This window comes from Streptomyces himalayensis subsp. himalayensis, assembly GCF_013778455.1.
GTDB classification, from domain to species: domain Bacteria; phylum Actinomycetota; class Actinomycetes; order Streptomycetales; family Streptomycetaceae; genus Streptomyces; species Streptomyces himalayensis.
Genome location: NZ_JACEHE010000027.1, coordinates 74,655 through 99,734, shown reverse-complemented (window position 1 = coordinate 99,734; position 25,080 = coordinate 74,655). Strand labels below are relative to the sequence as shown.

Annotated in this window: 22 protein-coding genes and 2 pseudogenes; 8 read left to right on the top strand and 16 right to left on the bottom strand. The window is 70.6% G+C overall.

What is annotated here, in order from left to right; all coding sequences use genetic code 11:
* Nucleotides 1-24: 24 nt before the first annotated feature.
* A complete protein-coding gene (locus tag H1D24_RS32635) occupies nucleotides 25-363 on the bottom strand; it encodes a helix-turn-helix domain-containing protein (RefSeq protein ID WP_181661335.1) in 339 nt (112 codons plus the stop codon).
* 20 nt (nucleotides 364-383) lie between these two features.
* Nucleotides 384-746: pseudogene (locus tag H1D24_RS32630) on the bottom strand (type II toxin-antitoxin system RelE/ParE family toxin); the annotation flags it as partial.
* Between the two features lie 176 nt (nucleotides 747-922).
* On the opposite strand from H1D24_RS32630, the gene H1D24_RS32625 reads away from it, so the two are divergent.
* From H1D24_RS32625 to H1D24_RS32610, 4 genes are all read left to right on the top strand, one after another.
* Complete coding sequence (locus H1D24_RS32625; protein ID WP_181661334.1) at nucleotides 923-1,993, top strand: esterase-like activity of phytase family protein; 1,071 nt, start codon at nucleotides 923-925, stop codon at nucleotides 1,991-1,993.
* A gap of 176 nt (nucleotides 1,994-2,169) precedes the next feature.
* Nucleotides 2,170-5,934 carry an ABC transporter ATP-binding protein gene (locus H1D24_RS32620; protein ID WP_181661333.1) on the top strand — a complete coding sequence of 1,255 codons (3,765 nt, stop codon included), beginning with the start codon at nucleotides 2,170-2,172 and terminating at the stop codon, nucleotides 5,932-5,934.
* Nucleotides 5,935-6,067: 133 nt separating this feature from the next.
* Nucleotides 6,068-6,472, top strand: a complete 405-nt coding sequence (locus H1D24_RS32615; RefSeq protein ID WP_181661332.1) for a hypothetical protein — start codon at nucleotides 6,068-6,070, stop codon at nucleotides 6,470-6,472.
* A gap of 114 nt (nucleotides 6,473-6,586) precedes the next feature.
* Nucleotides 6,587-7,999, top strand: a complete 1,413-nt coding sequence (locus tag H1D24_RS32610) for a serine protease (protein WP_181661331.1) — start codon at nucleotides 6,587-6,589, stop codon at nucleotides 7,997-7,999.
* Between the two features lie 292 nt (nucleotides 8,000-8,291).
* Here the strand turns inward: H1D24_RS32610 and H1D24_RS32605 are convergent, their stop codons facing one another.
* The 3 genes and pseudogenes from H1D24_RS32605 to H1D24_RS42880 all read right to left on the bottom strand — a co-directional run.
* Nucleotides 8,292-8,927, bottom strand: a complete 636-nt coding sequence (locus H1D24_RS32605) for a hypothetical protein (protein WP_181661330.1) — start codon at nucleotides 8,925-8,927, stop codon at nucleotides 8,292-8,294.
* A gap of 131 nt (nucleotides 8,928-9,058) precedes the next feature.
* Nucleotides 9,059-11,068 carry a glycoside hydrolase family 3 protein gene (locus H1D24_RS32600; RefSeq protein ID WP_374064456.1) on the bottom strand — a complete coding sequence of 670 codons (2,010 nt, stop codon included), beginning with the start codon at nucleotides 11,066-11,068 and terminating at the stop codon, nucleotides 9,059-9,061.
* Between the two features lie 252 nt (nucleotides 11,069-11,320).
* A pseudogene (locus H1D24_RS42880) lies at nucleotides 11,321-11,497 on the bottom strand (LysR family transcriptional regulator); the annotation flags it as partial.
* A 78-nt stretch (nucleotides 11,498-11,575) separates the two neighbouring features.
* Between H1D24_RS42880 and aroA the strand changes: the two are divergent.
* Together aroA and H1D24_RS32590 are read left to right on the top strand one after the other, a co-directional pair.
* Nucleotides 11,576-12,817: a 3-phosphoshikimate 1-carboxyvinyltransferase gene (gene aroA / locus H1D24_RS32595; protein ID WP_181661328.1), complete on the top strand. Its 1,242-nt coding sequence runs from the start codon at nucleotides 11,576-11,578 to the stop codon at nucleotides 12,815-12,817.
* Entirely contained in the window at nucleotides 12,814-13,470 is a 657-nt protein-coding gene (locus H1D24_RS32590) for a GNAT family N-acetyltransferase (protein WP_181661327.1), read from the top strand. Before aroA ends, H1D24_RS32590 begins: the two co-directional genes overlap by 4 nt.
* Here H1D24_RS32590 and H1D24_RS32585 read toward each other — a convergent pair.
* Complete coding sequence (locus H1D24_RS32585; RefSeq protein WP_181661326.1) at nucleotides 13,389-13,646, bottom strand: DUF397 domain-containing protein; 258 nt, start codon at nucleotides 13,644-13,646, stop codon at nucleotides 13,389-13,391. The two genes, H1D24_RS32590 and H1D24_RS32585, sit on opposite strands and share 82 nt — an antisense overlap.
* Nucleotides 13,643-14,470, bottom strand: coding sequence for a helix-turn-helix domain-containing protein (locus H1D24_RS32580; protein ID WP_309484518.1), 828 nt, complete (start codon nucleotides 14,468-14,470; stop codon nucleotides 13,643-13,645). The genes H1D24_RS32585 and H1D24_RS32580 overlap by 4 nt, the downstream gene beginning before the upstream one ends.
* A 111-nt stretch (nucleotides 14,471-14,581) precedes the next feature.
* On the opposite strand from H1D24_RS32580, the gene H1D24_RS32575 reads away from it, so the two are divergent.
* Entirely contained in the window at nucleotides 14,582-15,016 is a 435-nt protein-coding gene (locus H1D24_RS32575) for an ATP-binding protein (protein ID WP_181661324.1), read from the top strand.
* Nucleotides 15,017-15,099: 83 nt separating this feature from the next.
* Here the strand turns inward: H1D24_RS32575 and H1D24_RS32570 are convergent, their stop codons facing one another.
* From H1D24_RS32570 to H1D24_RS32540, 7 genes are all read right to left on the bottom strand, one after another.
* Complete coding sequence (locus H1D24_RS32570; RefSeq protein ID WP_181661323.1) at nucleotides 15,100-15,900, bottom strand: sugar phosphate isomerase/epimerase family protein; 801 nt, start codon at nucleotides 15,898-15,900, stop codon at nucleotides 15,100-15,102.
* Nucleotides 15,897-16,937 carry a bifunctional helix-turn-helix transcriptional regulator/GNAT family N-acetyltransferase gene (locus H1D24_RS32565; protein WP_181661322.1) on the bottom strand — a complete coding sequence of 347 codons (1,041 nt, stop codon included), beginning with the start codon at nucleotides 16,935-16,937 and terminating at the stop codon, nucleotides 15,897-15,899. The genes H1D24_RS32570 and H1D24_RS32565 overlap by 4 nt, the downstream gene beginning before the upstream one ends.
* A 162-nt stretch (nucleotides 16,938-17,099) precedes the next feature.
* Nucleotides 17,100-17,861: an amino acid ABC transporter ATP-binding protein gene (locus H1D24_RS32560; protein WP_181661321.1), complete on the bottom strand. Its 762-nt coding sequence runs from the start codon at nucleotides 17,859-17,861 to the stop codon at nucleotides 17,100-17,102.
* Nucleotides 17,858-18,670 carry an amino acid ABC transporter permease gene (locus H1D24_RS32555; protein ID WP_181661320.1) on the bottom strand — a complete coding sequence of 271 codons (813 nt, stop codon included), beginning with the start codon at nucleotides 18,668-18,670 and terminating at the stop codon, nucleotides 17,858-17,860. Before H1D24_RS32555 ends, H1D24_RS32560 begins: the two co-directional genes overlap by 4 nt.
* Nucleotides 18,667-19,575, bottom strand: coding sequence for an ABC transporter substrate-binding protein (locus H1D24_RS32550; RefSeq protein WP_181661319.1), 909 nt, complete (start codon nucleotides 19,573-19,575; stop codon nucleotides 18,667-18,669). The genes H1D24_RS32555 and H1D24_RS32550 overlap by 4 nt, the downstream gene beginning before the upstream one ends.
* 210 nt (nucleotides 19,576-19,785) lie before the next feature.
* Entirely contained in the window at nucleotides 19,786-20,895 is a 1,110-nt protein-coding gene (gene menC / locus H1D24_RS32545; protein WP_181661318.1) for an o-succinylbenzoate synthase, read from the bottom strand.
* Complete coding sequence (locus H1D24_RS32540) at nucleotides 20,892-21,719, bottom strand: hypothetical protein (RefSeq protein ID WP_181661317.1); 828 nt, start codon at nucleotides 21,717-21,719, stop codon at nucleotides 20,892-20,894. Before H1D24_RS32540 ends, menC begins: the two co-directional genes overlap by 4 nt.
* 104 nt (nucleotides 21,720-21,823) lie before the next feature.
* Between H1D24_RS32540 and H1D24_RS32535 the strand changes: the two genes are divergently transcribed.
* On the top strand, nucleotides 21,824-23,380 hold the full coding sequence (locus H1D24_RS32535; RefSeq protein WP_181661316.1) for a PucR family transcriptional regulator: 1,557 nt from the start codon (nucleotides 21,824-21,826) through the stop codon (nucleotides 23,378-23,380).
* A gap of 30 nt (nucleotides 23,381-23,410) precedes the next feature.
* Here the strand turns inward: H1D24_RS32535 and H1D24_RS32530 are convergent, their stop codons facing one another.
* Both H1D24_RS32530 and H1D24_RS32525 read right to left on the bottom strand, forming a co-directional pair.
* Nucleotides 23,411-23,962: a Uma2 family endonuclease gene (locus H1D24_RS32530; protein WP_181661315.1), complete on the bottom strand. Its 552-nt coding sequence runs from the start codon at nucleotides 23,960-23,962 to the stop codon at nucleotides 23,411-23,413.
* A 57-nt stretch (nucleotides 23,963-24,019) separates the two neighbouring features.
* Nucleotides 24,020-25,069, bottom strand: a complete 1,050-nt coding sequence (locus tag H1D24_RS32525; RefSeq protein WP_181661314.1) for a LacI family DNA-binding transcriptional regulator — start codon at nucleotides 25,067-25,069, stop codon at nucleotides 24,020-24,022.
* Nucleotides 25,070-25,080: the final 11 nt, after the last annotated feature.

Here is a 25,080-nt window from a genome sequence, read left to right as displayed (position 1 = left end):
CGGGGCGGAATCCACACCTAGGGGTCACGCGGCGGAGTGCGCCTTGAACTCGACGACGGAGGTCTCCCCGTCGAGTTCAAGGCTGAGCGCAGCGTCGAGCGCCCTGGCGAGCCGGGCCAGCAGCGGCAACGTCGGCACGGTCCCGCCCAGCTCCAGCTTGGAGACCTGCGGCTGGGTCATACCGGCGCGCCGGGCGAGCTCGGTCTGGGAGATACCGAGCGCGGTGCGGCGGTCGTAGACGGCCTGGCCGAGGTCGAACGCGAGCCGGATCTCCTCGCGCATGCGCTCGGTCTCGGGGCCCTCGGCGATGCCTTGGGCGATCTTCTTGTCCCTGCTGAGCTTCCACTGTGAGTGGCCGACCATCGCAGCTCTCCTTCTCGAAAGTCGCGGCTGAATTCCTCGTGGGCGGGCGGGTGCTCGGCTTGGCAGATCGACTTCACATGCTTCGCACGAGCCACCTCGGATACCTCGCGTTGCCTCGTCTTACGGAACACCGTCAGCAGAACGATCCTCCGCCCTGGCGCGATCCAGTACGGGATCCGTACGGCATCGCGGTTGTTCCCGAGATCGAAGCGCAGCTCACGCAATCCCTCGCCCAAGTGGCGCGAGTATGGCTCACCGAGGGTTGTCGGGTGTTCCGCAAGCCGCTCAACGACATGCTCAGCAGTGCGGTAGTCCCGTTCGTTCAAGTTCATCAGCCACAACCGGACCTCCGGTTCGATCTCGATCACGTACGGCTCGTTCATACAGCTGAACGTATATATCTCCGAGTGTATGGTGGATGGGTTCGACTTGGAAGCCGTCCGATCTGGTGAAACCGGAGATACAAGCTGACTCGGACGTGTCCGGACGGCCCGGGCCACTCGCCAACGTTCACGAGGAGTCCGCTCCCGCTCAACCCGGGCCGCCCTACCGTGCCCCCATGCGTCTGAGATCCGTACTCGCCACCGTCACCGCCACCCTGGCCGCGGCCACCTGCCTGACCGCCACCGGGCCTGCCGTCGCCGGGTCCGCCACCGCCGACCCCGGCAAGTCCCCTTCCAGCGCCGCCTGTTCGCCGTCCGTCTCCATAGACGGCTACTCCGACGCCCTCGACAAGACGACCTACAACGGCACCTTCGTCGGTAACTTCTCCGCGCTCGCCGTGGACCGTGACGGTGCGATCGCCGCGCTGTCCGACCGGTCCCAGCTGTTCGCGCTGGACCCGACGACATACCAGCCGCGTTCCGTGCAGGCCCTGACCACCGAGAGCGGGGCGGAGCTGGACTCCGAGGGGCTCGTCATAGACCGGGACGGCACCCGGCTCGTCTCCTCCGAGACCGAGCCGTCCGTCCGCAGGTACGGGCTGGACGGCGCGCTGCTCGACCGTCTTCCGGTGCCGGAGGCGCTGCAGGTCGCGCCAGCCGGGCGCGCCACCCGCAACGCGACCTTCGAGGGCCTGACCCTCCTCCCGGGCGGGCGCACCCTCCTCGCCGCCATGGAGGGCTCGCTGAGCGGAGACGCCACCGGCATCGTGCGCTTCCAGACCTGGCAGCGGCACGGCAGCGACGACTTCCGGCTCTCCGCCCAGTACGGCTACCGCGCGGACTCCGGGCTCGGCGTCTCCGAGACCACCGCCACGCCCGATGGCCGTCTACTCGTCCTGGAGCGCGGCTTCACGTCCGGCGTCGGCAACACCGTCCGGCTCTACCTCGCCGATGATGTCCGGCACGCCACCGACACGAGCGCCATCGACACCCTCAACGGGCAGGACGACGGCGTGCGCCTGGCCCGTAAGACGCTTCTCGCCGATCTCGTCGACTGCCCGTCCCTCGGCGCCACGGCCAGGCAGCCGCAGCCCAACCCGCTCCTTGACAACATCGAGGGCCTGGCCGTCACCGGCCGCACCCACGGCGGCGCGCTGAGGCTGCTGCTCGTGAGCGACGACAACCAGAATCCGGCACAGATCACCCGGTTCTACCGGATGACCGTCCGCCTGCCGCACGGCGGCTGATACCGCGGTCGTCCAGCTGCCCGAGAGCGGCACCTCCCACAGGGACGTAGGACCAAGGGCGGGGCGCCCTCGGTCCTTGGTCCCCTCTCGGCCCCGGAACTGTTGCGCCGGGATGAAATCCGCAGCCTCCGGCGTTGGGATCTTCCGGCGGGACAGGACGAACGAGAGGCGCCGGCGTGGCAGCGGACAAGGGTGCGGTCGGGCAGGGGCAGGAGCCCGGCTGGGCGCGTCGGCTTGCCGGGTATGCGTGGCGGTACCCGAAAGACGTCGTGCTGGCGCTCGGCTCTTCGCTCGCCGGTATGGCCGTCCTGGCGCTCGTACCGCTGATCATCAAGGTGATCATCGACGACGTCATCGAGGACAGGACGCGGTCCATGGGCGTCTGGGCCGGTGCGCTGGTCGGGGCCGCCGTCCTCGTCTACGTCTTCACCTACATCCGCCGCTACTACGGCGGCCGTCTCGCGCTCGACGTGCAGCACGACCTGCGTACCGAGATGTACGGGACGATCACCAGGCTCGACGGGCGGCGGCAGGACGAGCTGTCCACCGGGCAGGTCGTCGGGCGGGCCACCAGCGATCTCCAGCTCATCCAGAGCCTGCTCTTCATGCTGCCGATGACGATCGGCAACATCCTGCTCTTCCTGATCTCCCTGGGGATCATGGCGTGGCTGTCCCTGCCGCTCACCCTCGTCGCGCTCGCCGTCGCCCCCGCCCTCTGGTACATCGCCAGGCGCAGCCGCTCCCGGCTGCACCCCGCCACCTGGTACGCGCAGGCGCAGGCCGGGGCCGTCGCGGGCGTCGTCGACGGGGCCGTCTCCGGCGTGCGGGTCGTCAAGGGCTTCGGGCAGGAGGACCAGGAGACCGGGAAGCTGCGCGAGGTGAGCCGGCGGCTGTTCGCGGGGCGGCTGCGCACCATCCGGCTCAACTCCAAGTACACCCCGGCCCTGCAGGCCGTCCCGGCCCTCGGGCAGGTCGCGATGCTGGCGCTCGGCGGCTGGCTGGCGGTGCGCGGGCAGATCACGCTCGGCACGTTCGTGGCCTTCTCCAGCTATCTCGCCCAGCTCGTCGGGCCCGTCCGCATGCTCGCCATGGTGCTCACCGTCGGCCAGCAGGCACGGGCGGGTGTGGAGCGCGTCCTCGAACTCATCGACACCGAGCCGAGCCTCGAAGACGGCACCACGGAACTGCCCGCCGACGCCCCCGCGACCGTCGAGTTCGACGACGTGTCCTTCGCGTACGCGGACGGCAAGCCCGTCCTCGACGGGCTGTCGTTCGAGATCAGGCCCGGCGAGACCGTCGCCGTCGTCGGCGCGTCCGGCTCCGGCAAGTCCACCGTCTCCCTGCTGCTGCCGCGCTTCTACGACGTGACGCACGGCGCCGTCCTCGTCGGCGGCCGTGACGTACGCGAACTGACCCTGGACTCCCTGCGCGCCGCCATCGGCCTCGTACCGGAGGACAGCTTCCTGTTCTCCGACACGGTGCGCGCCAACATCGCGTACGGAAAGCCGGACGCCACCGACGAGGAGATCCTCCGGGCCGCCCGCGCCGCCCAGGCCGACCGGTTCGTCTCCGAGCTCCCCGACGGCTACGACACGAAGGTGGGGGAGCAGGGGCTCACCCTCTCCGGCGGCCAGCGGCAGCGCATCGCGCTCGCCCGAGCCATCCTCACCGACCCGCGCCTCCTCGTCCTCGACGACGCCACCTCGGCGGTCGACGCGCGCGTGGAACATGAGATCCACGAGGCGCTGGCGCACGTGATGGAGGGCCGGACCACCCTGCTCATCGCCCACCGCCGCTCCACCCTGGGCCTCGCCGACCGCATCGCCGTGCTCGACGGCGGCCGGCTGGCCGACATCGGCACGCACGAGGAGCTGCAGGAACGCTCGGCCCTCTACCGGCGGCTGCTGACAGACCCGGACGAGCTGGGCGGCGTCTCGCCCGGCCACGCCCTGCCCGCGGAGCAGCCCGAGGACACGACGGTCCGGGATGAACTGGACGCGGAGTTCGACGCGGAACGCGGCATCACCCCCAGGCTGTGGACCGGCGACCGCGAGCCGCAGGACACCGCGCTGTCCGGTACCCCCGCCACACCCGAACTCCTCGCCCAGGTCGAGGCGCTCCCCCCGGCCACCGAAACCCCCGACATCGACGAGGCCCGCGCGGTCACCCCGGAGGAGTCGTACGGACTGCGCAGGCTGCTGCGCGGCTTCGGCAGGCCGCTGCTGTTCGCGCTGCTCCTGGTCGCCGTCGACGCGGGCATGGGTCTGCTGCTGCCGGTGCTGATCCGGCACGGCATCGACGAGGGCGTCACACGGATGGCGCTCGGCGCGGTGTGGGCGGCGGCCGGTCTCGGCCTCGTGACCGTGATCGTCCAGTGGGCGGCGCAGATCGGCGAGACACGCATGACAGGACGGACCGGCGAACGCGTCCTGTACGCCCTCCGTCTGAAGATCTTCGCTCAGCTGCAGCGGCTCGGACTCGACTACTACGAGCGCGAGCTGACGGGCCGCATCATGACCCGGATGACCACGGACGTGGACGCGCTGTCCACGTTCCTGCAGACGGGCCTGGTGACCGCCTTCGTCGCCGTCGTCACCTTCTTCGGCATCATGGCCGCGCTCCTGGTGATCGACCTGGAGCTCGCGCTCGTCGTGTTCGCGACGCTGCCGCCGCTGATCGTCGGCACGTACTTCTTCCGCAGGCAGAGCGTGAAGGCGTACGAACTCGCGCGCGAGCGGGTTTCGGTGGTCAACGCCGACCTCCAGGAGACGGTGGCCGGGCTGCGGATCGTGCAGGCGTTCCAGCGCGAGCGGTCCGGTGGGCGGCGGTTCGCGGAGCGCAGCGACAGCTACCGCCAGGCCCGGATCCGCGGCCAGTGGCTGATCTCCGTGTACTTCCCCTTCGTGCAGATGCTGTCGTCCGTCGCCGCGGCCGCCGTGCTGATCGTCGGTGCGGGACGCGTCGACGCCGGCACCCTCACCACCGGCGCCCTGGTCGCGTATCTCCTCTACATCGACCTGTTTTTCGCGCCCGTGCAGCAGCTGTCGCAGGTCTTCGACGGCTACCAGCAGGCGACCGTCTCACTCGGCCGTATCCAGGAACTGCTCCAGGAGCCGACCTCCACGAAGGCCGCCGACGAGCCGCTCGAAGTGCTGTCGCTGCGTGGCGAGATCGCCTTCCAGGACGTGACCTTCGCCTACGGGGCCGCCGACGGAAACGGAGAGGCCGAAGAGGCCCTCAGCGGCGTCACGCTGCACATCCCGGCCGGACAGACCGTCGCGTTCGTCGGCGAGACCGGCGCGGGCAAGTCCACGCTCGTCAAGCTCGTCGCGCGCTTCTACGACCCGACGGACGGCCGCGTGACGGTGGACGGCACCGACGTGCGCGCCCTCGATCTGACCAGCTACCGCCACCGTCTTGGCGTCGTCCCGCAGGAGGCGTACCTCTTCTCCGGCACCGTGCGCGACGCCATCGCCTACGGCCGCCCGGACGCCACGGACGCCGAGGTGGAGGCGGCGGGCCGCGCTGTCGGCGCGCACGACATGATCGCCACGCTCGACGGCGGCTATCTGCACGAGGTTTCCGAGCGCGGCCGCAATCTCTCCGCCGGACAGCGCCAGTTGATCGCGCTGGCCCGCGCCGAACTCGTCGACCCGGACATCCTGCTCCTCGACGAGGCGACGGCCTCCCTCGACCTGGCCACCGAGGCCCAGGTCAACCAGGCCACCGACCGGCTCGCCGGCAAGCGCACCACACTCGTCGTCGCCCACCGGCTCACCACGGCCGCCCGCGCGGACCGCGTCGTGGTGATGGCCGACGGCCGGGTCGCCGAGGACGGCACCCACGACGAACTGCTCGCGCGGGGCGGGCGGTACGCGGAGCTGTGGCGGACCTTCATCGGGGAGCCGGAGGAGACCGTGGAGGTCGGTACGGCGACGTGAGGCCGGGCGATTTCCGGGGTTCCGGGGCCAGGCGGCTCCCGGTCCGCCCGTTCGGCGAGTGAACGCAACCAGGGCCCAGCGCGGCGCGTCCGTTCACCAGTACGGTGATGCAGACGTGACCAGAGGGGCTGCTGTGGACAATGGTGCGATATGCCGGATCTTCGGGCGCGGTAGCGCGCTCGGTACGGCCGTACTGACGGCGACAGTGCTGCTGACCCTCGCGGGTCCGGGCAGCGGCACCGCCGAAGCCGCCGCCCTCTGTCCCGGACGCAAGGTCCGCACACTCCCCTTCTCCACCGGTGACGTGCGCGTCTACAAGAGCCGCGGCTACCTCTGCGCCGTGACGTTCGCCAAGCGGCCCGGCACGCGCAAGCAGATGTCCGTCAGCGTGCAGGCACGCGGCAGCCGTCCGGTACGCGACAGCGGGCGCTACACCCATCACGCGGGCCCGGTCACGGTGCATGCGGGCCACCGCTGCGTATGGATCAAGGGAGCAGTCGGCTCGGGCTCGGTCAGCTCGGGCTGGATCCTCTGCTGAGGGTGATCCCTCTTCGTTCCCTCTCCTTCCCCATAAATCCCAACTTCCCCTGGTGTCAGGCCGGTTGCTCCGCTAGGTTCCGGCGCACATCCGTGTTCCACCAGGGGAGGGTGCATGCGCAAGGCAGTCAGATGGCTGCTGTCGCTCGTGGTGCTGATCGGCACCCTGAGCACGGCCGGTGCGGCCACCGCCGCAGAACCGGCGGCCGCCGACACCGACATCAAGGACCGGCTTCTCGCCGTTCCCGGCATAAGCCTCATAGAGGAGAAGCCGTACGCCGGCTACCGCTACTTCGTCCTCGACTACACCCAGCCGGTCGACCACCGGCACCCGTCCAAGGGCACCTTCGAGCAGCGCATCACGGTGCTGCACAAGGACACCAGCCGCCCGACCGTCTTCTCGACCTCCGGCTACAACGTCTCGACCACGCCCAGCCGTTCCGAGCCGACACGCATCGTCGACGGCAACCAGGTGTCGATGGAGTACCGCTTCTTCACGCCGTCCCGGCCCGACCCGGCCGACTGGTCCACGCTCGACATCTGGCAGGCCGCGAGCGACCAGCACCGCATCTTCAAGGCGCTGAAACCGATCTACGGCCAGAAGTGGCTGGCCACCGGCGGCTCGAAGGGCGGCATGACCGCCACGTACTACGAGCGGTTCTATCCGCGCGACATGGACGGCGTCGTCGCATACGTCGCGCCCAACGACGTGGTGAACAAGGAGGACTCGGCGTACGACGAGTTCTTCGAGCGGGTCGGCACCGAGGAGTGCCGCGAGGGGCTGAACGCGGTGCAGCGCGAGGCGCTCGTGCGGCGTGAGCCGCTGGAGGAGAAGTACGCCGCGTACGCCGAGGAGAACGGCTTCACGTTCACGACCGTCGGCTCCCTCGACAAGGCGTACGAGGCCGTCGTCCTCGACCTGGTGTGGGGCTTCTGGCAGTACCACCTCGAGGCCGAGTGCGCCGACGTGCCGGACGCGTCGACCGCGACGGACCAGGAGCTCTTCGACTACGTCGACGCCATCTCCGGCTGGTCCTTCTACACCGACCAGGGCCTCGAGCCGTACACGCCGTACTACTACCAGGCGGGCACCCAGCTCGGCGCGCCCACCATCCAGCAGCCCTGGCTGGGGGACCTCTCCCGCTACGGATACCAGCCACCGCGGAACTTCGTGCCGCGGTCCATTCCGATGACGTTCCAGCCGTGGGTGATGCGGGACGTCGACAGCTGGGTGCGGCACAACGCGCAGCGGATGCTGTACGTGTACGGGGAGAACGACCCGTGGGGTGCCGAGCCCTTCCGGCTCGGGAAGGGGGCGCGTGACTCTTATGTCTTCACGGCGCCCGGTGCGAATCACGGGGCGCGGGTCGCGGGGCTGAGCGAGGCCGATCGCGACGTTGCGACGTCGCGGATTCTCGCGTGGGCTGGGGTTCCGGCAGCAGCTTCGGCTGAGGCGAAGCCGCTGGCCGCGTACGACGCGAAGCTGGACCGCCAGCAGCTCCGGCGAGAGCCGGCACTGCGGCCGTAGGCGGCCGCGCCGCCGCCCCCTGTGGCGGCGGCGCCGCCGGTTTGTGGGCAGGCGTTCCGCAGGGCGATGGGGGTACCTCCCATGTCCTTAAGGCAATGGGGGAGGGTGGGCACAAAGCGGCCACTGCCCGCACCCGCCGACGAAGCCCCGCCCCCGGTCGTGGTGGGCGGGGGTCCGAGGGCGCAGCCCGGCGCCGCGGGGCTCCGCTGTGCCCACCCGTTCCGCCCTGGGGGCACCTCCCAGGCCCTTAAGGCACTGGGGGAGGAACGACTGCCCCCAGCGCAGCAGTGCGTCAGACGCGCTTCGCGCAGCCCACCGGCTTGGGCCCGCCCAGGTCGACGTAGAGGGACGTCGACGGTGGGCACTTGGGGCGAGATGTGACCGCCTTCGTCACCCGGTATTCGGGTGCCTCCTCGCCCTTGCCGTCGCAGGACGTCTCGCGGACCTCCCCGCGCCCCGCGGAGTACACGCAGTCGCCCACGATCGTGCGAGGCCCGCCCCCGCCCCCGGGATCCCCGGGATGCGGTGCCTCGAGGTTGCGCATGCAGGCGTACCCCTGCGGCACGGTCCCGTCGCCGTCCTCGTCCAGTGCCGGACTGTTCTCGCTGATGTGCAGCACGAAGTCCGTGCGCTCAGGACACGTCGGCCCCTCCGACACACTGCCGTCGTAGCGCGCGACGACCCGCGCCGCCGCCTTCTCGCTGGTGCAGGACACCTCGGTGAACGTCTCACGCCCCCGCGAGCTGCACTCGTCGAGGGCGAGGAACATCGCGCCGTATCCCGACGGCCGGGTCGGCGACGGTTGTCCGCCGAGCCTGCCGTCCTCCGAACCCGTCCCCGAAGACGGGGACTTCTGACATCCCGTGAGCGCCGCTGCGGCGATCAGCAGCGACGCGCACACCACCCCCGCGGTCCGCGCGTTGTGCATGCCCAACCCCCCATAGATCCACCCAGCGTGACCTGCCGGAACGGGCACACGCCAGATGTACAGGGGATTTGCGTCTCTTGGGGGTGGCGCGCCGGGTGTCCGGCGTACGTCGCGTACGCCGGACTGCGCAGCTAGTACGTCAACCCGTAGCCGATCGGATACAGCACCTGCGCCGGGTCGTCGGCCTGCTGCACCGGCACCGGCAGGGTGCCCTCGGGCCTGGCGCGGCCCGCGATCACCCGTACCGCGGCACGCAGTTCGACGTCCGTCCAGGAGTACGAGGCGAGGTACGCGCCGACGCCGGGCAGCTGTGCCACGTCGTACGGGTTGCGGATCGCCACCGCGACGACCGGCGCGCCTGTCGCGACCAGCGCGTCGACGAGGGTGCGCTGGGAGCTGGCGGCCGAGACGTTGTACGTGCCGACGACCACAGTGTCCTTGCCCCGGGCCGCCGCCACCGCCTCGTCGATCTTCGCCTGCGAGGGTGCCGTACCGGTGGAGAGTGCGGTGGCGGAGAACCCCAGCTCGGTGAGCGCGCCCGCCAACACGGCCGTGGGCGGGCCGGTCGTGCCGGAAGGGGAGGCGGGATCCGCGCCCACGACCAGCACGTTCTTGTGGGTGAGGCGCGACAGCGGCAGCAGGCCCTGCTCGTTGACGAGCAGCGTCGTCGTCTCCTCGGCGATCTGGTCCGCGGCCGCGAGATGCGCCTCGGTGCCCACGGCCCGGTCGACGCCCTCATGGGAGACGTACGGATCCTTGAAGAGACCCAGTTTCGCCTTGAGCCGGAGGATGCGAAGGATCGACTCGTCGAGCCGCGCCTCCGTCAGCTCCCCGCTCTTGACGGCGTTCAGGACCGCGTTCCAGGCGATGTCGAGGCTGGGCGGGTTCAGCAGCTGGTCGACGCCCGCCTTGAGGGCGAGGACGGGGACGCGGTCGTCGCCGTACTTCTGGCGTACGCCCGCCATGCCGAGCGAGTCCGTCACCACGACACCGTCGTAGCCGAGCTGTTCGCGCAGGATGCCCGTGAGGATGGGTCGGGAGAGCGTGGCCGGGTCGCCGGACGGGTCGAGTGCCGGGACCATGATGTGCGCGGTCATGATCGAGTCGATGCCGGCCGCGATGGCCGCGCGGAACGGCGGTGCGTCCAGCTGCCCCCACTGCTCCGTGGTGTGCTCGATGACCGGGAAGCCGTAGTGGCTGTCGGTCGCGGTGTCGCCGTGCCCCGGGAAGTGCTTGGATGTCGCGGCGATGTCGGAGGTCTGGTAGCCCTTGACCTGAGCGGCGACCAGTCCGGCCACGGCTTCCGGGTCGGCGCCGAAGGAACGTACGCCGATGACGGGGTTGGCCGGGTTGACGTTCACGTCGGCGACCGGCGCGTAGTTCTGCCGGATGCCCATCGCCCGCAGTTCGGCTCCGGCGATCTGCGCGGCCCGGCGGGCGTCGGACCGCGATCCACCCGCACCGAGCGCCATCGCGCCCGGGAGCAGCGTCGCGGGCTTGCCCACGCGCGCGACTATGCCGTGCTCCTGGTCGGTGGAGATGAGCAGGGGCAGGCCGTTGGGGAGCGAGAGCCCCGCCTGCTGGATGCCGTTGGACAGATCCGCGATCTGGTGCGGATCACGGGTGTTGTGCGCCCAGGCGAAGTAGATGATGCCGCCCACGCGGTACTCGGCGATGAGCTCGGCGGCCGTCCTGACCCCGATCTCCTTCAGGTTGGCGTCGATGTCGGCCTGGTCGGGTTCGGTAGCGGAGTGGCCGTACACCCGCATCACGAAGAGCTGGCCGACCTTCTCCTCGAGGCTCATACGGGATATGAGGGCCTTGAGCCTCTCGTCCTGGCCGCTTCCGGTGTTTGCGTCGGCGTCGGCGTCGGCGTCGGCGTCGGCGTGCGCCGTGCCGGCGCCCGCGGCAATGGCCGCAGCCGCGCCCGCGGTGGCGGCGAGGAGAGTGCGTCTGGAGGTTCCGGAGTGTCTGTACTGCACGTGCGCTCCTTCCGGAGGAGATCCCGGGGATCCATGGAGGGGCGTGGTGAAGAAGGCGATGAAGGAAACTTCCGCGACGCCACGGATATCCTGACAATTTCTTACAGTCAAGAGTGCGCGCGATCTCCCGGGCAGCACTGCACAGGTGTACAACTGCATTCGTGTGACTGCGCCAACGCGGCGCGGACTTACCTGAGATGAGGGGCCGTCACCGGCGCAGTTGGAGGGGGGCGCGCCGGTGACGGCGTGCTGCCGGCCGCAGGCGGTGGAGAGGGTGGTCAGCGATCGCAGCCAGCAGCGAGGCCGACACCGCCCTGCGGAGACTCATCCGTCAGCATGCCGTTTGGACGCGGGCGTGTGGGCACAGGTTCCCCGTATCACGGAGATTCCGCGAAGTTGGTGCGCCGGCGCTCACCGGGGCGCGTGTGCAGAGACTTTCGGCCAGTGGGCCTGCAGGGCGCGGACCGTCTCAGCGATCGCGGGCCGCCGGGCGGCCCCGGTCCGCCACAGTGCGTACAACCGCCGTACCGGCCTGGGGTCGAGCCGTACCTCGACGACACCGTCCGGCAGCGGACCGCGCCCCAGGCGGGTACGCCCGTGCGACGGGCGGTCGTCCATCCCGTGGATATCGTGGCGCGCGAGGCCACCGTCGGCCGATCATGAGGCATGCCCGTAGTCGACATCCCCGGTTCCAAGTCCATCACCGCCCGCGCGCTCTTCCTGGCCGCGGCGGCCGACGGCGTCACCACGCTCCGGCGTCCCCTCTGCTCGGACGACACCGAGGGCTTCGCCGAGGGCCTGGCCCGGCTCGGCTACCGGGTCGGCCGGACGCCGGGGGCCTGGCAGATAGACGGCCGCCCCCAGGGCCCGGCGGCGACGGAGGCAGACGTGTACTGCCGTGATGGCGCGACCACGGCCCGCTTCCTGCCGACGCTGGCCGCCACCGGCCACGGCACATACCGCTTCGACGCCTCCGCCCAGATGCGCCGCCGCCCGCTCCTCCCACTGACGCGAGCCCTGCGCGACCTTGGCGTGGATCTGCGGCACGAGGAGGCGGAGGGCCACCACCCGCTGACGGTGGAGGCGGCGGGCGTCGAGGGCGGGGAGGTGACGCTGGACGCAGGCCAGTCCTCGCAGTACCTGACGGCACTGCTGCTCCTGGGCCCGCTGACGCGCAAGGGCCTGCGGATAAGGGTCACGGACCTGGTCTCGGTGCCGTACATCGAGATCACGATCGCGATGATGCGGGCGTTCGGGGTCGAGGTGCGGCGCGAGGGCGACGTGTTCCTCGTACCGCCCGGCGGCTACCGGGCCACGACGTACGCCATCGAGCCCGACGCCTCGACCGCCGGCTACTTCTTCGCGGCCGCCGCCGTCACCGGCGGCGAGGTGACGGTCCCAGGGCTGGGGGAGGGGGCGTTGCAGGGCGACCTGGGTTTCGTGGAGGTACTGCGCCGCATGGGCGCGCACGTGGAGATCGGTTCGGCCGGTACGACGGTCAGGGGAACGGGGGATCTGCACGGGCTGACGGTCAACATGCGGGACATCTCCGACACCATGCCGACGCTGGCGGCCATCGCCCCCTTCGCCTCCGGCCCGGTGCGGATCGAGGACGTCGCGAACACACGCGTGAAGGAATGCGACCGGCTGGAGGCCTGCGCGGAGAACCTGCGGCGGCTGGGGGCAGAGGTGGCCACGGGCCCCGACTGGATCGAGATCCGGCCGGGTGCCGCTCCGTTGTCGGGTGCGGAGATCAAGTCGTACGGCGACCACCGCATCGTCATGTCCTTCGCGGTCACCGGACTCCGGGTGCCGGGTATTTCGTTCGACGACCCCGGATGCGTGCGGAAGACTTTCCCGGGCTTCCACGAGGCGTTCGCGGAGTTGCGAAGGGACATAGGGCGTTGAACTTCAAGCTGGAGGGGCCAGTCCTTGAGGGCGCGTTGGTGCGCCTGGAGCCGTTGGAGCATCGGCACGCGGCCGACCTGGCGGTGGCGGCGGAGGAGGACCGGGGCACGTACGAGTTCACCTGGGTGCCGATGGCCGACGAGGTCGCCGACTACATCGACGCGCAGCTCGCCCGCGCGGCGGCGGGGAAGCTGGCTCCTTACGCCCAGGTGTCGACGGCCACGGGACGAGCGGTCGGCGCCACGTCCTACTGGGAGCCGCGTTCGTGGTTGTCCGACGACCAACTCGACGCCGTCGAGGTCGGTTTCACCTGGCTTGCGGAGTCGGCCCAGGGCACCGGCGTGAACGCCGAGGCCAAGCTCCTGCTGTTCCGGCACGCATTCGAGAGCTGGGGCGTGTCCAGGGTCGACCTCAAGACGGACGCCCGTAACAGCCGTTCCCGTGCCGCGATCCAGAGCGTGGGCGCGCGCTTCGAGGGCGTGCTGCGGAACTGGTCCCGGTCGTGGGCGCCGGGTGAGGAAGGTCGGCTGCGTGACTCCGCGATCTACTCGATCACAGCGGCGGAGTGGCCTCAGTGCCGGGTGCGGCTGGAGGAACGGGTGGCCGGGTGCGTGAGGAAGGCGACCCAGGCTTCGGAGGAGACCGTGAGGTAGGGCCGATCTGGGGCCTTGGAGTCACGGATGTGGACGGCGGTGGTGGTGGCCACCTCTAGGCAATCGCCGCCGCTGGAGTCGCTGTAGCTGCTCTTGAACCAGTCGAAAGCCGCTTCGACGCAGTCGCCACCTCCCGAGTCGCTATAGCTGCTCTTGAACCAGACCAGATCGCTCATAGCTCACCCGCCAACTGCTCGATCAGCTCTACGGATTCCTCCGGTCGGAGGGCCTGGCTTCTGATCATTGCATAGCGGCGGGCAAGCACACCGACCTCTGCGGGCTTGGAGATGAGCAGGCTCTTGCCGAGCGCTTCCGTGTATACAAGCGTGGTTTGCTCGGGTGTTTCGACGAGCTTCATCGGGCCGCGCAGCCCGGCATGTGCACCTCGGTCTGCCGGCATGACTTGGACGACTAGGTTGGGCCGTTGTGAGCACTCAATGAGGTACTCGTACTGTCTGTGCATCACCTCGACCCCGCCGATGCGTCGCCTGAGTGCGGCCTCTTCGAGGATGACATTGATGACGCAGACCGGTTTCCGCTCGAACAGTGCCTTGCGCTCCATTCGCGCAAGTGTCAGTTGCTCGATTTCTGCTTCATCAAGGGGCGGGAAGTCGCAGCTCAGCAGCGCGCGGGCGTACGACTCGGCCTGCAGTAACCCTTCGATCAGCTGGCTGCAGTACGACGACACACTCAATGCCTCCTGCTCCAACTGCACGAACCCTTGGAAGTACTCCGGATACCGCTCCAACCGCAGATACTTCGCCGCCGCCGCGACCAACCCCCCGGCATCCAGCGCCTTCTCCGCCGCCTCGATGAACTCGTCGGTCGCGGGCTTGGCGCAGGTTTCCACGGCGCTCACTGCCGCGCCCGTGTAGTTCATGCGTTCGCCCAGCTCGTTCTGCGACAGCCCGGCCTTCGTGCGCAGCATGCGCAGCACTTCCGCGAAGTACTGCGCGGCGGGTGAGGACGAGTTCTTCTTGGCCTGCCCCAACGCAGCCACCCCTTCAACACGGCTCAACGCCAATCAACGTCCGCCCAGGGTGAATTGCCCGACTCGGGCGTCGACGCTCGGTCACTGGTGACGGTAGCGAGGTGGGCCGACAGTGTTCCCATGAACACGGAAAGTCACGGCGCATGCGCCACCTCGCGCTCCTGGCGGCGGAGATTCACGCCGGTTCCCCGGTCCGTACCCGCGGCCCGCCGGGAGGTGCTGGCCAGGCTGGCCGAGTGGTCCGTATCCGCCGACGCCTCCTACGCGATCGCGCTGATCGTCTCGGAGCTGTCCACGAACGCGGTGCGCCACGGCCGCGTGCCGGGCCGGCTCTTCGAGGTGGTCCTCGCCTACGACGGGGAGAAGTCGGTGGAGATCGAGGTCTCTGACGCCTCGCGCTGCCGCCCGGTCCTGCCCGTGCTGCCCGGGTCGCCGCCCGCCCTCGACTCGGAGTCGGGCCGTGGTCTCCCTCTCGTGGCGGCGCTGTCCGACGCGTGGGAGGTCCGGGACCGCGGAGTCGGTAAGACGCTGTGGGTGCGTGTGCTCACAGCGTAGGGGCACTACACCTGCTCGCCAGAATGTGACAGTCGCCGGTCAACTGTCACATTTCGGCGGCCAGGTGACATGCCCGCCGAGGGTCAGGCCGACTCGTTGAGCAACCGTGCCAGGTGTTCCCGGCCCGGCCTCAGCAGGCCGGGCAGCGGCGCAGCCGCCTCGTACCAGCGCTTCTCGTACTCCCAGCACAGCCAGCCGTCCCAGCCGTTCCGCATGAGTACCTCCACGCACTCGGTGAGCGGCAGGACGCCCGAGCCGAGCGGCAGCGGTGTCGTGTCCTCGGCGGACGCGATGTCCTTGACCTGGACGTAGCCGAGATACGGCGACAGTGCGGCGTACGTCTCGGAGGGCTGCTCACCGCCGAGCCAGGTGTGCATCACGTCCCACAGGGCGCCCAGGCGGCGATGGCCCACCTGGCCGAGGACGCGGGTGGCGGCGGCACCCGTGCGGTGCGAGTCGTGGGTCTCCAGGAGGATGCGTACGCCCAGGTCGCCGGCGTACTCCACGGCGGTGCCGAGCCGACGGGCGGCCGTCGCGTCGGCCTCCTCGGCAGTCTGCTTCGTGCCGCCGCCGGGGAAGACGCGGATGAAGGGCGCGCCGAGGTCCCGGGCGAGTTCCAGCAGTCCGCGGATCTCCGTGAGCACCGGCTCGTCGGCGCCGGGGGCCGCCACGCGCGCATACCCCGCGATTCCCAGAATCTGGATGCCGGCCGACTTGAACTCGGCGGCGACGTCGGCCCGTTCGGTCAGCCCGATGCCCGGGTGCACCGGCTCTTCCTCGTGGGCGCGCAGTTCGACGCCGTGATAGCAGTGCTCGGCGGCGAGCCGCACCACGTCGGCGATGGGAAGCCCCGGCACGCCGAGGGTCGAGAAGGCCAGTTTCACTGCTTTTCACCTCGCTGGGGCGGGCCGGGCGTGCGCGTCGACGGGCATGCCCGGCCGGAGTCCGTGAGCCCCGGGAAGGGCGGGCCCGGTGCGGACCCTACCCGTCGCCCGGCGTCCTCGTGCAGAGGCAGTCGCCAGTCCTGTCCGACCAGATCGGCCCCGAACGAGCGGTGCGGCTTCTCCGCGACAAGGACGAAGCCGTGCCGCTGGTAGATCCTGCGGGCCGCGGTCAGGACGTCGTTCGTCCACAGCACCAGGTCCCGGTAGCCCACGCCCCGCGCGAAGTCGACGCACGCGCGCACCAGCCGGTCGCCGATGCCGAGACCGCGCGCGTCCGGCTCGACGAGCAGCAGCCGCAGCCGCGCCGTGGCGGGCGCCTCATCGCGTACGCACATCACACAGCCCACCGGGCGCCCGTCGAGCTCGGCGATCCACACCCGCTCCAGATGCGGGTCGTGGTCCTCGGCGAAGTCGGCGACGATACGGGCCACCAGGCCTTCGTAGTCGGTGTTCCAGCCGTACTCGGCGGCGTACAGCGCGGCGTTGCGCTGCACGATCCAGCCCAGGTCGCCCGGGCCGGGCTCGCGCAGCACGACGTCCTCGGCCGTCGGCGGGCGGCCGCCGGACAGCAGCCCGCGGACGGTCCGCATCGCTTCGGCGAGCCTGGGCCGCTCGTCGGCCGGCACGGTCGCCAGCAGCGACGCCACGGCCTGGCTCGAACGCTCCTCCAGCATCGCGGCGGTCTCGCGCCCGCGCGCGGTCAGCGTCACCCGTCGGCGCCGCGTGTCCCGCTCCGACGGCGCCCGTTCGATCAGCCCCTCGTTCTCGAATCTGGCCAGGATCCGGCTCAGGTACCCGGCGTCGAGGGAGAGCTCGGCGCGCAGATCGGCGGCATCGGTGCGCGGGGAGTGCGCGAGCTCGTACAGCACACGGGCCTCGGTGAGCGTGTACGGCGTGTGCAGCCGGGGGCCGTAGTCCAGCGCGCCGATGAGGTTCGTGTAGAAGCGGTTGAACGAGCGGATGTCTTGCACGGTCATGGGACACCTGCCCTGCGAGGCACCGGTGGCCGGTCTGCCGTCGTCCCGGACGGCCCGGCCCGGCGAGAGAACAGTTGACTGAGTCAGAGATTACGGCGCCCGTGCCGCCGCGTCCATGCGACCCGGACGCCGCCGTCAGAGCACCTTGGACACGAGAACGCGTCACAGCACCTTGGACAAGAACGCCCGCGTGCGCTCGTGCGACGGATCCGCCAGGACCTCCCTGGGGGCTCCGGACTCGACGACCGTGCCGCCGTCCAGGAAGACGAGGGAGTCGCCGACCTCGCGGGCGAAACCGATCTCGTGGGTGACCACGAGCATCGTCATGCCGGAGGTCGCCAGGTCGCGCATCACGTCCAGGACCTCGCCGACCAGCTCGGGGTCGAGCGCGGACGTCGGCTCGTCGAACAGCATCAGCTTGGGCTCCATGGCCAGGGCCCGCGCGATCGCCACCCTCTGCTGCTGCCCGCCGGACAGCTGGGCGGGGTAGGCGTCGCCGCGGGTGCCGAGGCCGACCCGGTCGAGGAGGGCGAGCGCACGTTCACGGACGACGGCCTTGGGCTCACGGCGGACCCGGCAGGGTGCCTCCATGATGTTCTCCAGCGCGGTCATGTGCGGGAACAGGTTGAAGCGCTGGAAGACCATGCCGATGTCACGTCGCTGCGCGGCCACCTCCCTCTCGCGCAACTCGTAGAGTCTGCCGCCGTGTTCGCGGTAGCCGACCAGCCGGCCGTCGACCTCGAGGCGACCGGCGTCGATCTTCTCCAGGTGGTTGACGCAGCGCAGGAACGTGGACTTGCCGGAGCCCGACGGCCCGATGATGCAGGCCACCGCGCCGGGTTCGACGTCCAGGTCGATGCCGGACAGCACCTCGGTGTCGCCGTAGCTCTTGCGCACCCCGCGTGCGCGGACGACCGGTGTCATCGCTGGACCCCCTTGGAGTAGCGCCGCTCCAGGAAGCGCTGGAGCACCGTGGCGACGGTGGTCAGGACCACGTACCAGATCGAGACGGTCAGCAGCAGCTCGACGATCATCAGGTTGTTGGAGTAGATCTTCACGGCGGACTGGAGCAGTTCGCCGTACTGGATCGCGTACGCCAGCGAGCTGGTCTTGAGCATCCCGACGAACTCGTTGCCGGTCGGCGGCACGATGACCCGCATGGCCTGCGGCAGCACGACCCGGCGCAGGGTGAGCAGCCGGGACATGCCGAGGGCCTGCGCGGCCTCCGTCTGGCCCTTGTCGACCGAGTCGATGCCGGCCCGGACGATCTCGGCCATGTAGGCGCCCTCGTTGATGCCGAGGCCGAGCAGAGCCGCGACGAACGGGGTGATCAGCTCGTTCGTCTGCCAGCTTCCCAGGCCCGGGAGCGTCACGGTGTCGATGACCAGCGACAGGTTGTACCAGAGCAGCAGCTGGACGATGACGGGCGTGCCGCGGAACAGCCAGACGTAGCCGGCCGAGAACGCGCGGATCTCGGCGTACCGGGACCGCCCGAGGATCGCGAAGACCACGCCCAGCGCGATGCCGAGGGCCTGGGCGAGCACACTGATGACGATGGTGTTGCCCAGGCCGCTCAGCACGGTGTCGGCGGTGAGGAAGTGGAGGGTGACCGAGTAGTCGATGTCCGCGCCCGCGAACGCCCACACCGCCAGCGCGAGGAAGGCGACCAGCGCGACCAGGAACACCAACCGTCCGTAGTGGCGGACCGGGACCGCCCTGATCGGCTCGCTCATGTGCCCGAGTTGATCTTCGCCTCGGTGACCGCGCCCGCGGGGATCTCCCACTTGTCGATCAGCTTCTTGTACGTGCCGTCGTCGATGATCGCGTCGAGAGCCTTCTGGATGACATTGCGCAGCTCGGTGTCCTGCTTGGCGACCGCGATACCGAGCGGCCCGGCCTCGATCTGGTCGCCTGCCACCTCGAAGTCCGCGCCTTCGCCGGACGTACGGGCGTTGTAGCTGGCGACCGGGTAGTCCTCAAGGCCGGCCACCGCGCGTCCCTGCTTGACCTGGAGCAGCGCCTCGGTCTCGCGGTCGAACGAGAGGATCTCGATCTCCTTCTCGCCGTCCTTCTCGCAGGCTTTGCTCTGCTCCTCGGCGTATCCCTCCTGGGTGGTGGCGCGCTGCACCGCGATGGTCTTGCCGCACAGGTCGGCCAGCGTCTTCAGGTTCTCGGGGTTGCCCTTCTTGACCAGGAGCATCGCGCCGGCGGTGTAGTAGTCGACGAAGTCGACGCTGGCCTGGCGCTCCTTGGTGTCCGACATCCCGGATATCACCACGTCGATCCGCTGCGACCTCAGCGAGGTGATCAGACCGTCGAAGGAGGCGTTCTTGAACTCGAAGGGGACGCCGAGCTGCTTGCTCAGGGCGTCGGCGAGCTCCTTGTCGAAGCCGAGGACGGTGGTCCCGTCGGTGTCGTAGTACTCCATCGGCGCGTAACTGATGTCCGAGCCGACCACGATCTTGCCGGCCTTGCGCTGCTGCTGCGGCAGTTCGTCGTAGAGCAGGGCGGAGGAGTTCGCGGTGCTCTTGGCGGCGGGTTCACCGGAATCCGCGGAGCCGCCGCAGGCGGTGGCCGATGCGGCGACGACCGCGGCCGTCAGGGTCGTGATGAGGAGCTTTCCGGGCTGGGAAGTCATGTCCTCTTCTCTTTTCAGGCGTTCGGGGCGTGTCTGAGGGCGTGAGGAGGGACGCGCCGGGGCGACGGTGACGCGGCGCAGGCGTTTCTCGAGGTGGTTTCTCGGGTGGCGCAGGGGTCTTGAGGCCGTGGAGCAGCGGCTTTCAGGCTGTGAGGCATGGGCCTTCAGGCCGTGGAGCAGGCGGCATCAAGGCCATGGGGCGGGGATTCTTCAGGCCGTGAGCAGATCGCGCCGGGCGACGGTGACGCGGCGCAGGGCGTCCGGCAGCACGGTGGCGCCGGTTCCGGGTCCGTCGGGGACGGTCAGATGGCCGTCGTCCAGGACGAACGGGGCGGTGATATCCTCCGCGTAGTAGCGCGAAGAGGCCGAGGTGTCGCCGGGCAGGACGAAGCCGGGGAGCGCGGCGAGCGCGAGGTTGGCCGAGCGGCCGACGCCGGTCTCCAGCATCCCGCCGCACCAGACCGGCACGCCGTGGGCGACGGCGAGATCGTGGATGCGGCGGGCCTCCAGATAGCCGCCGACCCGCGCCGGCTTGATGTTGATCACGCGGCAGGCGCCGAGCGCGAGCGCGGCGGCGGCGCCCCGGGCCGAGGTGATCGACTCGTCCAGGCAGACGGGGGTCCGGATGACCTTGGCCAGTTCGGCGTGGCCCATCAAGTCGTCCTCGGCCAGCGGCTGTTCGATCAGTACGAGGCCGAATGCGTCCAGGCGGCGCAGATGCTCGGCGTCGCTGAGGGAGTAGGCGGTGTTCGCGTCCACCTGAAGCAGCAGATCGTCGCCGAACTCGGCGCGCACCGCGCGGACGGCCTCCACGTCCCAGCCCGGCTCGATCTTCAGCTTGATCCGCAGATAGCCCTCGGCGAGATAGCCCTCGACGGCACGCAGCAGCTCGGGGATCGTGTCCATGATCCCGACGGAGACGCCCGCGGGAACCTGGTCCTTCACGGCGCCGAGGTACGTGCCGAACGACATGCCGTACGAGCGCAGTTCGGCGTCGAGGATCGCGGTCTCCAGCACGGCCTTGGCCAGCGGATGGCCCTTGATCTCCTCGACGGCGGGGCCGACCTGCGCGGCGGTGACCTCGCGCAGCGCCGCCACCCGGGGGATCAGGTGGTCGCGCAGCGCCAGTTCGGCACCGGCGGCGAATTCCGGGCAGTACAGCGGGTCGGGGTCGCCCGCGAACTCCGCCCAGCCCTCGCCGCCGTCGGTGACGACGCGCAGCAGGAAGGTGTCCCGGACGGTGTCGGTGCCGAAGGAGGTACGGAACGCGCCGACCAGCGGCAGCCGGACGTGGATCAGTTCGATGCGCTCTATCTTCACGGGGTGTCCTCGCGGTCGGAGCGGGTCAGGTGGTACCAGCCGTCGCGGGTCATCGATGTGGCGGTGAAGCCGTCGGCCAGCGCGTCCGCGAGCACATCGCGTACCGCCGTGCGCCAGGCCAGGGCCAGTTCGGGCCGCTGCCGCCGGATCGCCGTGATGTCCTCGGGGACCCGGCACCACAGGGAGCGGCCGTCGCGGGCGGTGAACGGCTGCCCGTCCGGGCCGGGCGGCGGATCGGGCTCCGGCCGCGCGGGCGCCTCGGCGCTGCCGACGGTGTCCAGCCGCCAGACGGCGGTCAGCCGGTCGGTCTCGTCTCCCGCGTTGAAGCCGTCGTCCATCGGACCGTAGAAGTCCACGGTGTACTCGCCGGCCACCGCGCCCAGCTTGACCAGGTTGAACCAGGCGTTGCGCCGGACCAGCGGGTCGAACGTCCAGGTGATCGTCCGTGCGCCCTGCTCCAGCGCCCAGGCGCGCTGCGCCAGCTTCAGCGCGTATCCGACGCCCTGGCTGATCCGGGTGGTGCCCGCGATCAGGCTGTAGAGATCCCCTTTCCGCGGAGGGCCGAACACGGCGGCACTCGCGCCGAGCAGCCCGGTCGGCCCGAAGGCGGCGTGCACCGCGCCGCCCGCATGGGCCAGCGAGCGCAGAACGTCACCGGCGAACGGCTCGTGTCCGGGATCGGTGCCCCATACCTCGGCGAACAGATGGGACACGACCCCCAGCCGCTCGGGAGCCTCGATGGTCTCGATCCGGACACCCGCAGCCCCGGCGGCGGCCTCGGCCTGCCGGGTCGCGGAATCGAATGACGGGGTGGTGGTGAACACCCTCCAAGCCTTGGGGACGCACCCGCCGTCCCGCTTCGGCCGATCCCCCAAGGTCACGAATCGGGGACTGGGAGAACGGCCAAATTCGATCTAGCATCCCGGCCATGCCCTCGTCCCTGCGGCACCTCTGCGACGCCCTCGGCCCGTCACCCGTCCGGCTGGTGACCGCCCCGCGCGGCGCGGAGGGCCGGGTCTCCGGAACTCTGGTGTACGAACCGCGCGGCCCGCTGCCGCACCGGGACGACGCCCTGCTGCTCGCGGTCGGCGTCCCGCCCTCCGAGGCTCCGCCGCTGGTCGATGCCGCTGCGGCGGCCGGGCTCGCCGGGATCGTCGTCAAGCAGTACGGGGAGCCGGTCGCCGATCTCGCCCTGGCCGCCGAGAAGGCCGGAGTGGCCCTGCTGACCGCCGACGACGACCTGGCCTGGCAGCAGCTCGACGCCCTGGTCACCTCGGCGCTGGCCGCCGTCGCGGGCACCGGCCAGGGCACCGCCGGGCCGGACATCGGCGACCTGTTCTCGCTGGCCAACGCCATTGCTGCGGCCGTCGGCGGAGCCACCGCGATCGAGGACCCGTACCAGCGGATCCTCGCCTACTCCACCCTGCGCGGTCAGGAGATCGACGAGGAGCGCCGCCAGGGCATCCTCGGTCTGCACGTCCCGTACGCGCCCATCAACGTGCCCCAGTACCGCGAACTCGCCCGCGCCACCCGGGTCCTGCGGTTCGCCGCCAGCCCCGGCGGTCTCGCCCGGATCGCGGTGGCGGTCCGCGCGGGCAGCGAACTGCTCGGCTCCATCTGGGTCGTCGACGCGCACGACGACCTCGGCGAGGAAGCCGTGCGGACGCTCGACGACGCGGCACGCATCGCCGGCCTCCATCTGCTGCGCGCCCGTACGTCCCACGACCTGGTCCGCCGGCAACGCGGTGACCTGCTGCGCCGGCTCCTGGACGACCCGGCCAGCGCCCCTCTGGTCGGTCCGCAGCTCGGACTGCCGGTCGACGCACCGGCCGTGGTGGCCGCCTTCCACCTCACCGCGGCCGGCCCCGACGACGCGCTCACCGCCCGGGCCGCGCTCCAGCTCACCGACCTGGTCAGCCTGCACTGCGAGGCCCACTACAGCCACCACGGCTGCGCCCTCATCGACGGCACCGTCTACGCGCTGCTGCCCGCCGACGCCCACCGCGACTTCGTGGCCGACGTCGCCCGCCGCGCCCACCGCGCGCTGCACCTGCCCGTCCGCGCCGCCCTCGGCTCGGTGGCGCCCTCACTGCGCGCCGCCCCTGCATCGCGCCGCGACGCCGACACCGTGCTGCGCACCCTCGCCCCCGCCGACACCGCCGTGGCCGCCATAGACGACGTCCGACCCACGGTCACCCTCGCCGAACTGGCGGAGCAAGCCCATCTGATACCCCGCCTCGCCGAGGGCGCCGGCCCCGCCATCCGCGCCCACGACGCCGCCCACCGCACCGCCTACGCCGAGACCCTGCTCGCCTACTTCGCCGCCGACAGCGACATCTCAACTGCCGCCCGCGCCCTCAACATCCACCCCAACACCTGCCGCTACCGCCTCTCCCGAGCCGAGTCCCTGTTCCACCTCAGGCTCTCGGATCCGGACACGCGGTTGGTGCTGTGGTTGCAGTTGCGGCTGGCGGAAGGCTCGTAAGGCTCGCAAGGAGGAGACGGCCGGCGGCGTTCAGCCGGCCTTGGGGAAGCCGCCGGTGTTGATGGTGATCTGGCGGCCGTCGGTGAGCGGCAGGACGAGATCCTGGCCGAACGGCACCTCGGCCTCGTCCTCGTAGGTGCCGATCCTGGTGGGGCGCCTGCGGACGGTGCACATGCCCTGCGAGGGATCGATGATGACGTAAACGGGGATGCCGCACTCGGCGTACATGTGGAACTTCTTCGCGAAGTCGACGTCCCGGCTGCCCTTCGAGACGACCTCGAGGACCGCCTCCAAGCTGTGCCATTCGTAGCGACCGCGGCTGTTGTGCTCGGAGCCGGGGGCGACGATCGCGAGGTCGGGTGCGTATCCGTACTCGCTGGACGGGAAGTCGATCGCGACATCGGACAGGATGTCGCCGTGCTCCGCGAGCTGCCCCTCGATCTGGGGAGCGGCTGCCAGGACGACCTTCCACCGGTCCTCGCCGTGCGGCGTCATGATGATCTTCCCCGCCGTGATCTCGACACGGTATCCGCGGGGAAGATCGACGCCGTCCAGCACACTCCAGGCACTGGGCCCGTTCATGACCACCCCTGCCACAACGAGCCTCCGTTTCCGGCGTGCTTCAGCGACAGCGAGACGTCACCGCCCCGGCGCCGCCGTAGACCCCCGAACCATCAGTTCCCCCTGCACCGTCGCGATCCCGCCCGGCGGCGGATTCTCCCGCCCCATCGCGATCCGCCCCGCCCGCGCCCCCGCCGCGGCCAGCGGCAGCCGTACCGTCGTCAGGGCCGGCACCGCGTCGATCGCGAACGGCAGGTCGTCGAAGCCCGCCACCGACACGTCGTCCGGGATGCGCAGGCCCTCGTCGCGCAGGGCGGCGCAGGCGCCGAGGGCGACGGTGTCGTTGGCGGCCACGATGGCGGTCAACGAGCGGTCGCGGCGCAGGAGTTCGAGCGTCGCGTCGTAGCCGGAGCGGCGGTCGTACGGCCCGTGCACGGCGAGCCGGGGGTCGTCCTCGATGCCGTGCTCGGCCAGCGCGTCGCGGTGGCCCTCCAGCCGGTGCCGGGTGGTGGTGCGCTCCTCGGGGCCCGCGATGTAGGCGATACGGCGGTGCCCGAGCGCGATCAGATGCTCGGTGAGCCGCTGCCCGCCGCCGCGGTTGTCGAAGGTGATCGCGACCGCGTCGGTGCCGGGGACCGGCGGCCGCCCGCACAGCACGACACGCGTGCCCGCGTCCGCGAGCCTCCGCAGCTTCGCGGACACGGCCTCGACGTGCGCCGCGTCCTCGACCGCGCCACCCGTGAGGACCACGGCGGCCGCCCGCTGCCGCTGCAGCAGGGTCAGATACGTGATCTCGCGCTCCGGTGAGCCGCCCGTGTTGCAGACGACGGCCAGCCGCTCCCCGCCCGCGCGCCCGTCCGGCTGGCCGCCGATCTCGGACTGCACCGCGCCCGCCATGATCCCGAAGAACGGGTCGGCGATGTCGTTGACGAGGATGCCCACCAGGTCGGACGTGGCCGCGGCCAGCGAGCTCGCGGGACCGTTGAGGACGTAGTCGAGCTCGTCGACCGCGCGGAGCACCCGCTCGCGCGTCTTCGCGGCGACCGGGTAGTTGCCGTTGAGCACGCGGGAGACGGTGGCGGGGGACACCTGCGCGCGCGCCGCCACGTCCGCGAGGGTCACAGTCATCTGGTCGTCCT

Excerpts from the sequence above, each read along its gene's own strand:
- H1D24_RS32635 (WP_181661335.1), bottom strand. The coding sequence starts at position 363 with ATGGTCGGCCACTCACAGTGGAAGCTCAGCAGGGACAAGAAGATCGCC.
- H1D24_RS32625 (WP_181661334.1), top strand. The coding sequence starts at position 923 with ATGCGTCTGAGATCCGTACTCGCCACCGTCACCGCCACCCTGGCCGCG.
- H1D24_RS32610 (WP_181661331.1), top strand. The coding sequence starts at position 6,587 with ATGCGCAAGGCAGTCAGATGGCTGCTGTCGCTCGTGGTGCTGATCGGC.
- H1D24_RS32605 (WP_181661330.1), bottom strand. The coding sequence starts at position 8,927 with ATGCACAACGCGCGGACCGCGGGGGTGGTGTGCGCGTCGCTGCTGATC.
- H1D24_RS32600 (WP_374064456.1), bottom strand. The coding sequence starts at position 11,068 with ATGCAGTTGTACACCTGTGCAGTGCTGCCCGGGAGATCGCGCGCACTC.
- aroA (WP_181661328.1), top strand. The coding sequence starts at position 11,576 with ATGCCCGTAGTCGACATCCCCGGTTCCAAGTCCATCACCGCCCGCGCG.
- H1D24_RS32585 (WP_181661326.1), bottom strand. The coding sequence starts at position 13,646 with ATGAGCGATCTGGTCTGGTTCAAGAGCAGCTATAGCGACTCGGGAGGT.
- H1D24_RS32575 (WP_181661324.1), top strand. The coding sequence starts at position 14,582 with ATGAACACGGAAAGTCACGGCGCATGCGCCACCTCGCGCTCCTGGCGG.
- H1D24_RS32565 (WP_181661322.1), bottom strand. The coding sequence starts at position 16,937 with ATGACCGTGCAAGACATCCGCTCGTTCAACCGCTTCTACACGAACCTC.
- H1D24_RS32560 (WP_181661321.1), bottom strand. The coding sequence starts at position 17,861 with ATGACACCGGTCGTCCGCGCACGCGGGGTGCGCAAGAGCTACGGCGAC.
- H1D24_RS32555 (WP_181661320.1), bottom strand. The coding sequence starts at position 18,670 with ATGAGCGAGCCGATCAGGGCGGTCCCGGTCCGCCACTACGGACGGTTG.
- H1D24_RS32550 (WP_181661319.1), bottom strand. The coding sequence starts at position 19,575 with ATGACTTCCCAGCCCGGAAAGCTCCTCATCACGACCCTGACGGCCGCG.
- H1D24_RS32535 (WP_181661316.1), top strand. The coding sequence starts at position 21,824 with ATGCCCTCGTCCCTGCGGCACCTCTGCGACGCCCTCGGCCCGTCACCC.
- H1D24_RS32530 (WP_181661315.1), bottom strand. The coding sequence starts at position 23,962 with ATGAACGGGCCCAGTGCCTGGAGTGTGCTGGACGGCGTCGATCTTCCC.
- H1D24_RS32525 (WP_181661314.1), bottom strand. The coding sequence starts at position 25,069 with ATGACTGTGACCCTCGCGGACGTGGCGGCGCGCGCGCAGGTGTCCCCC.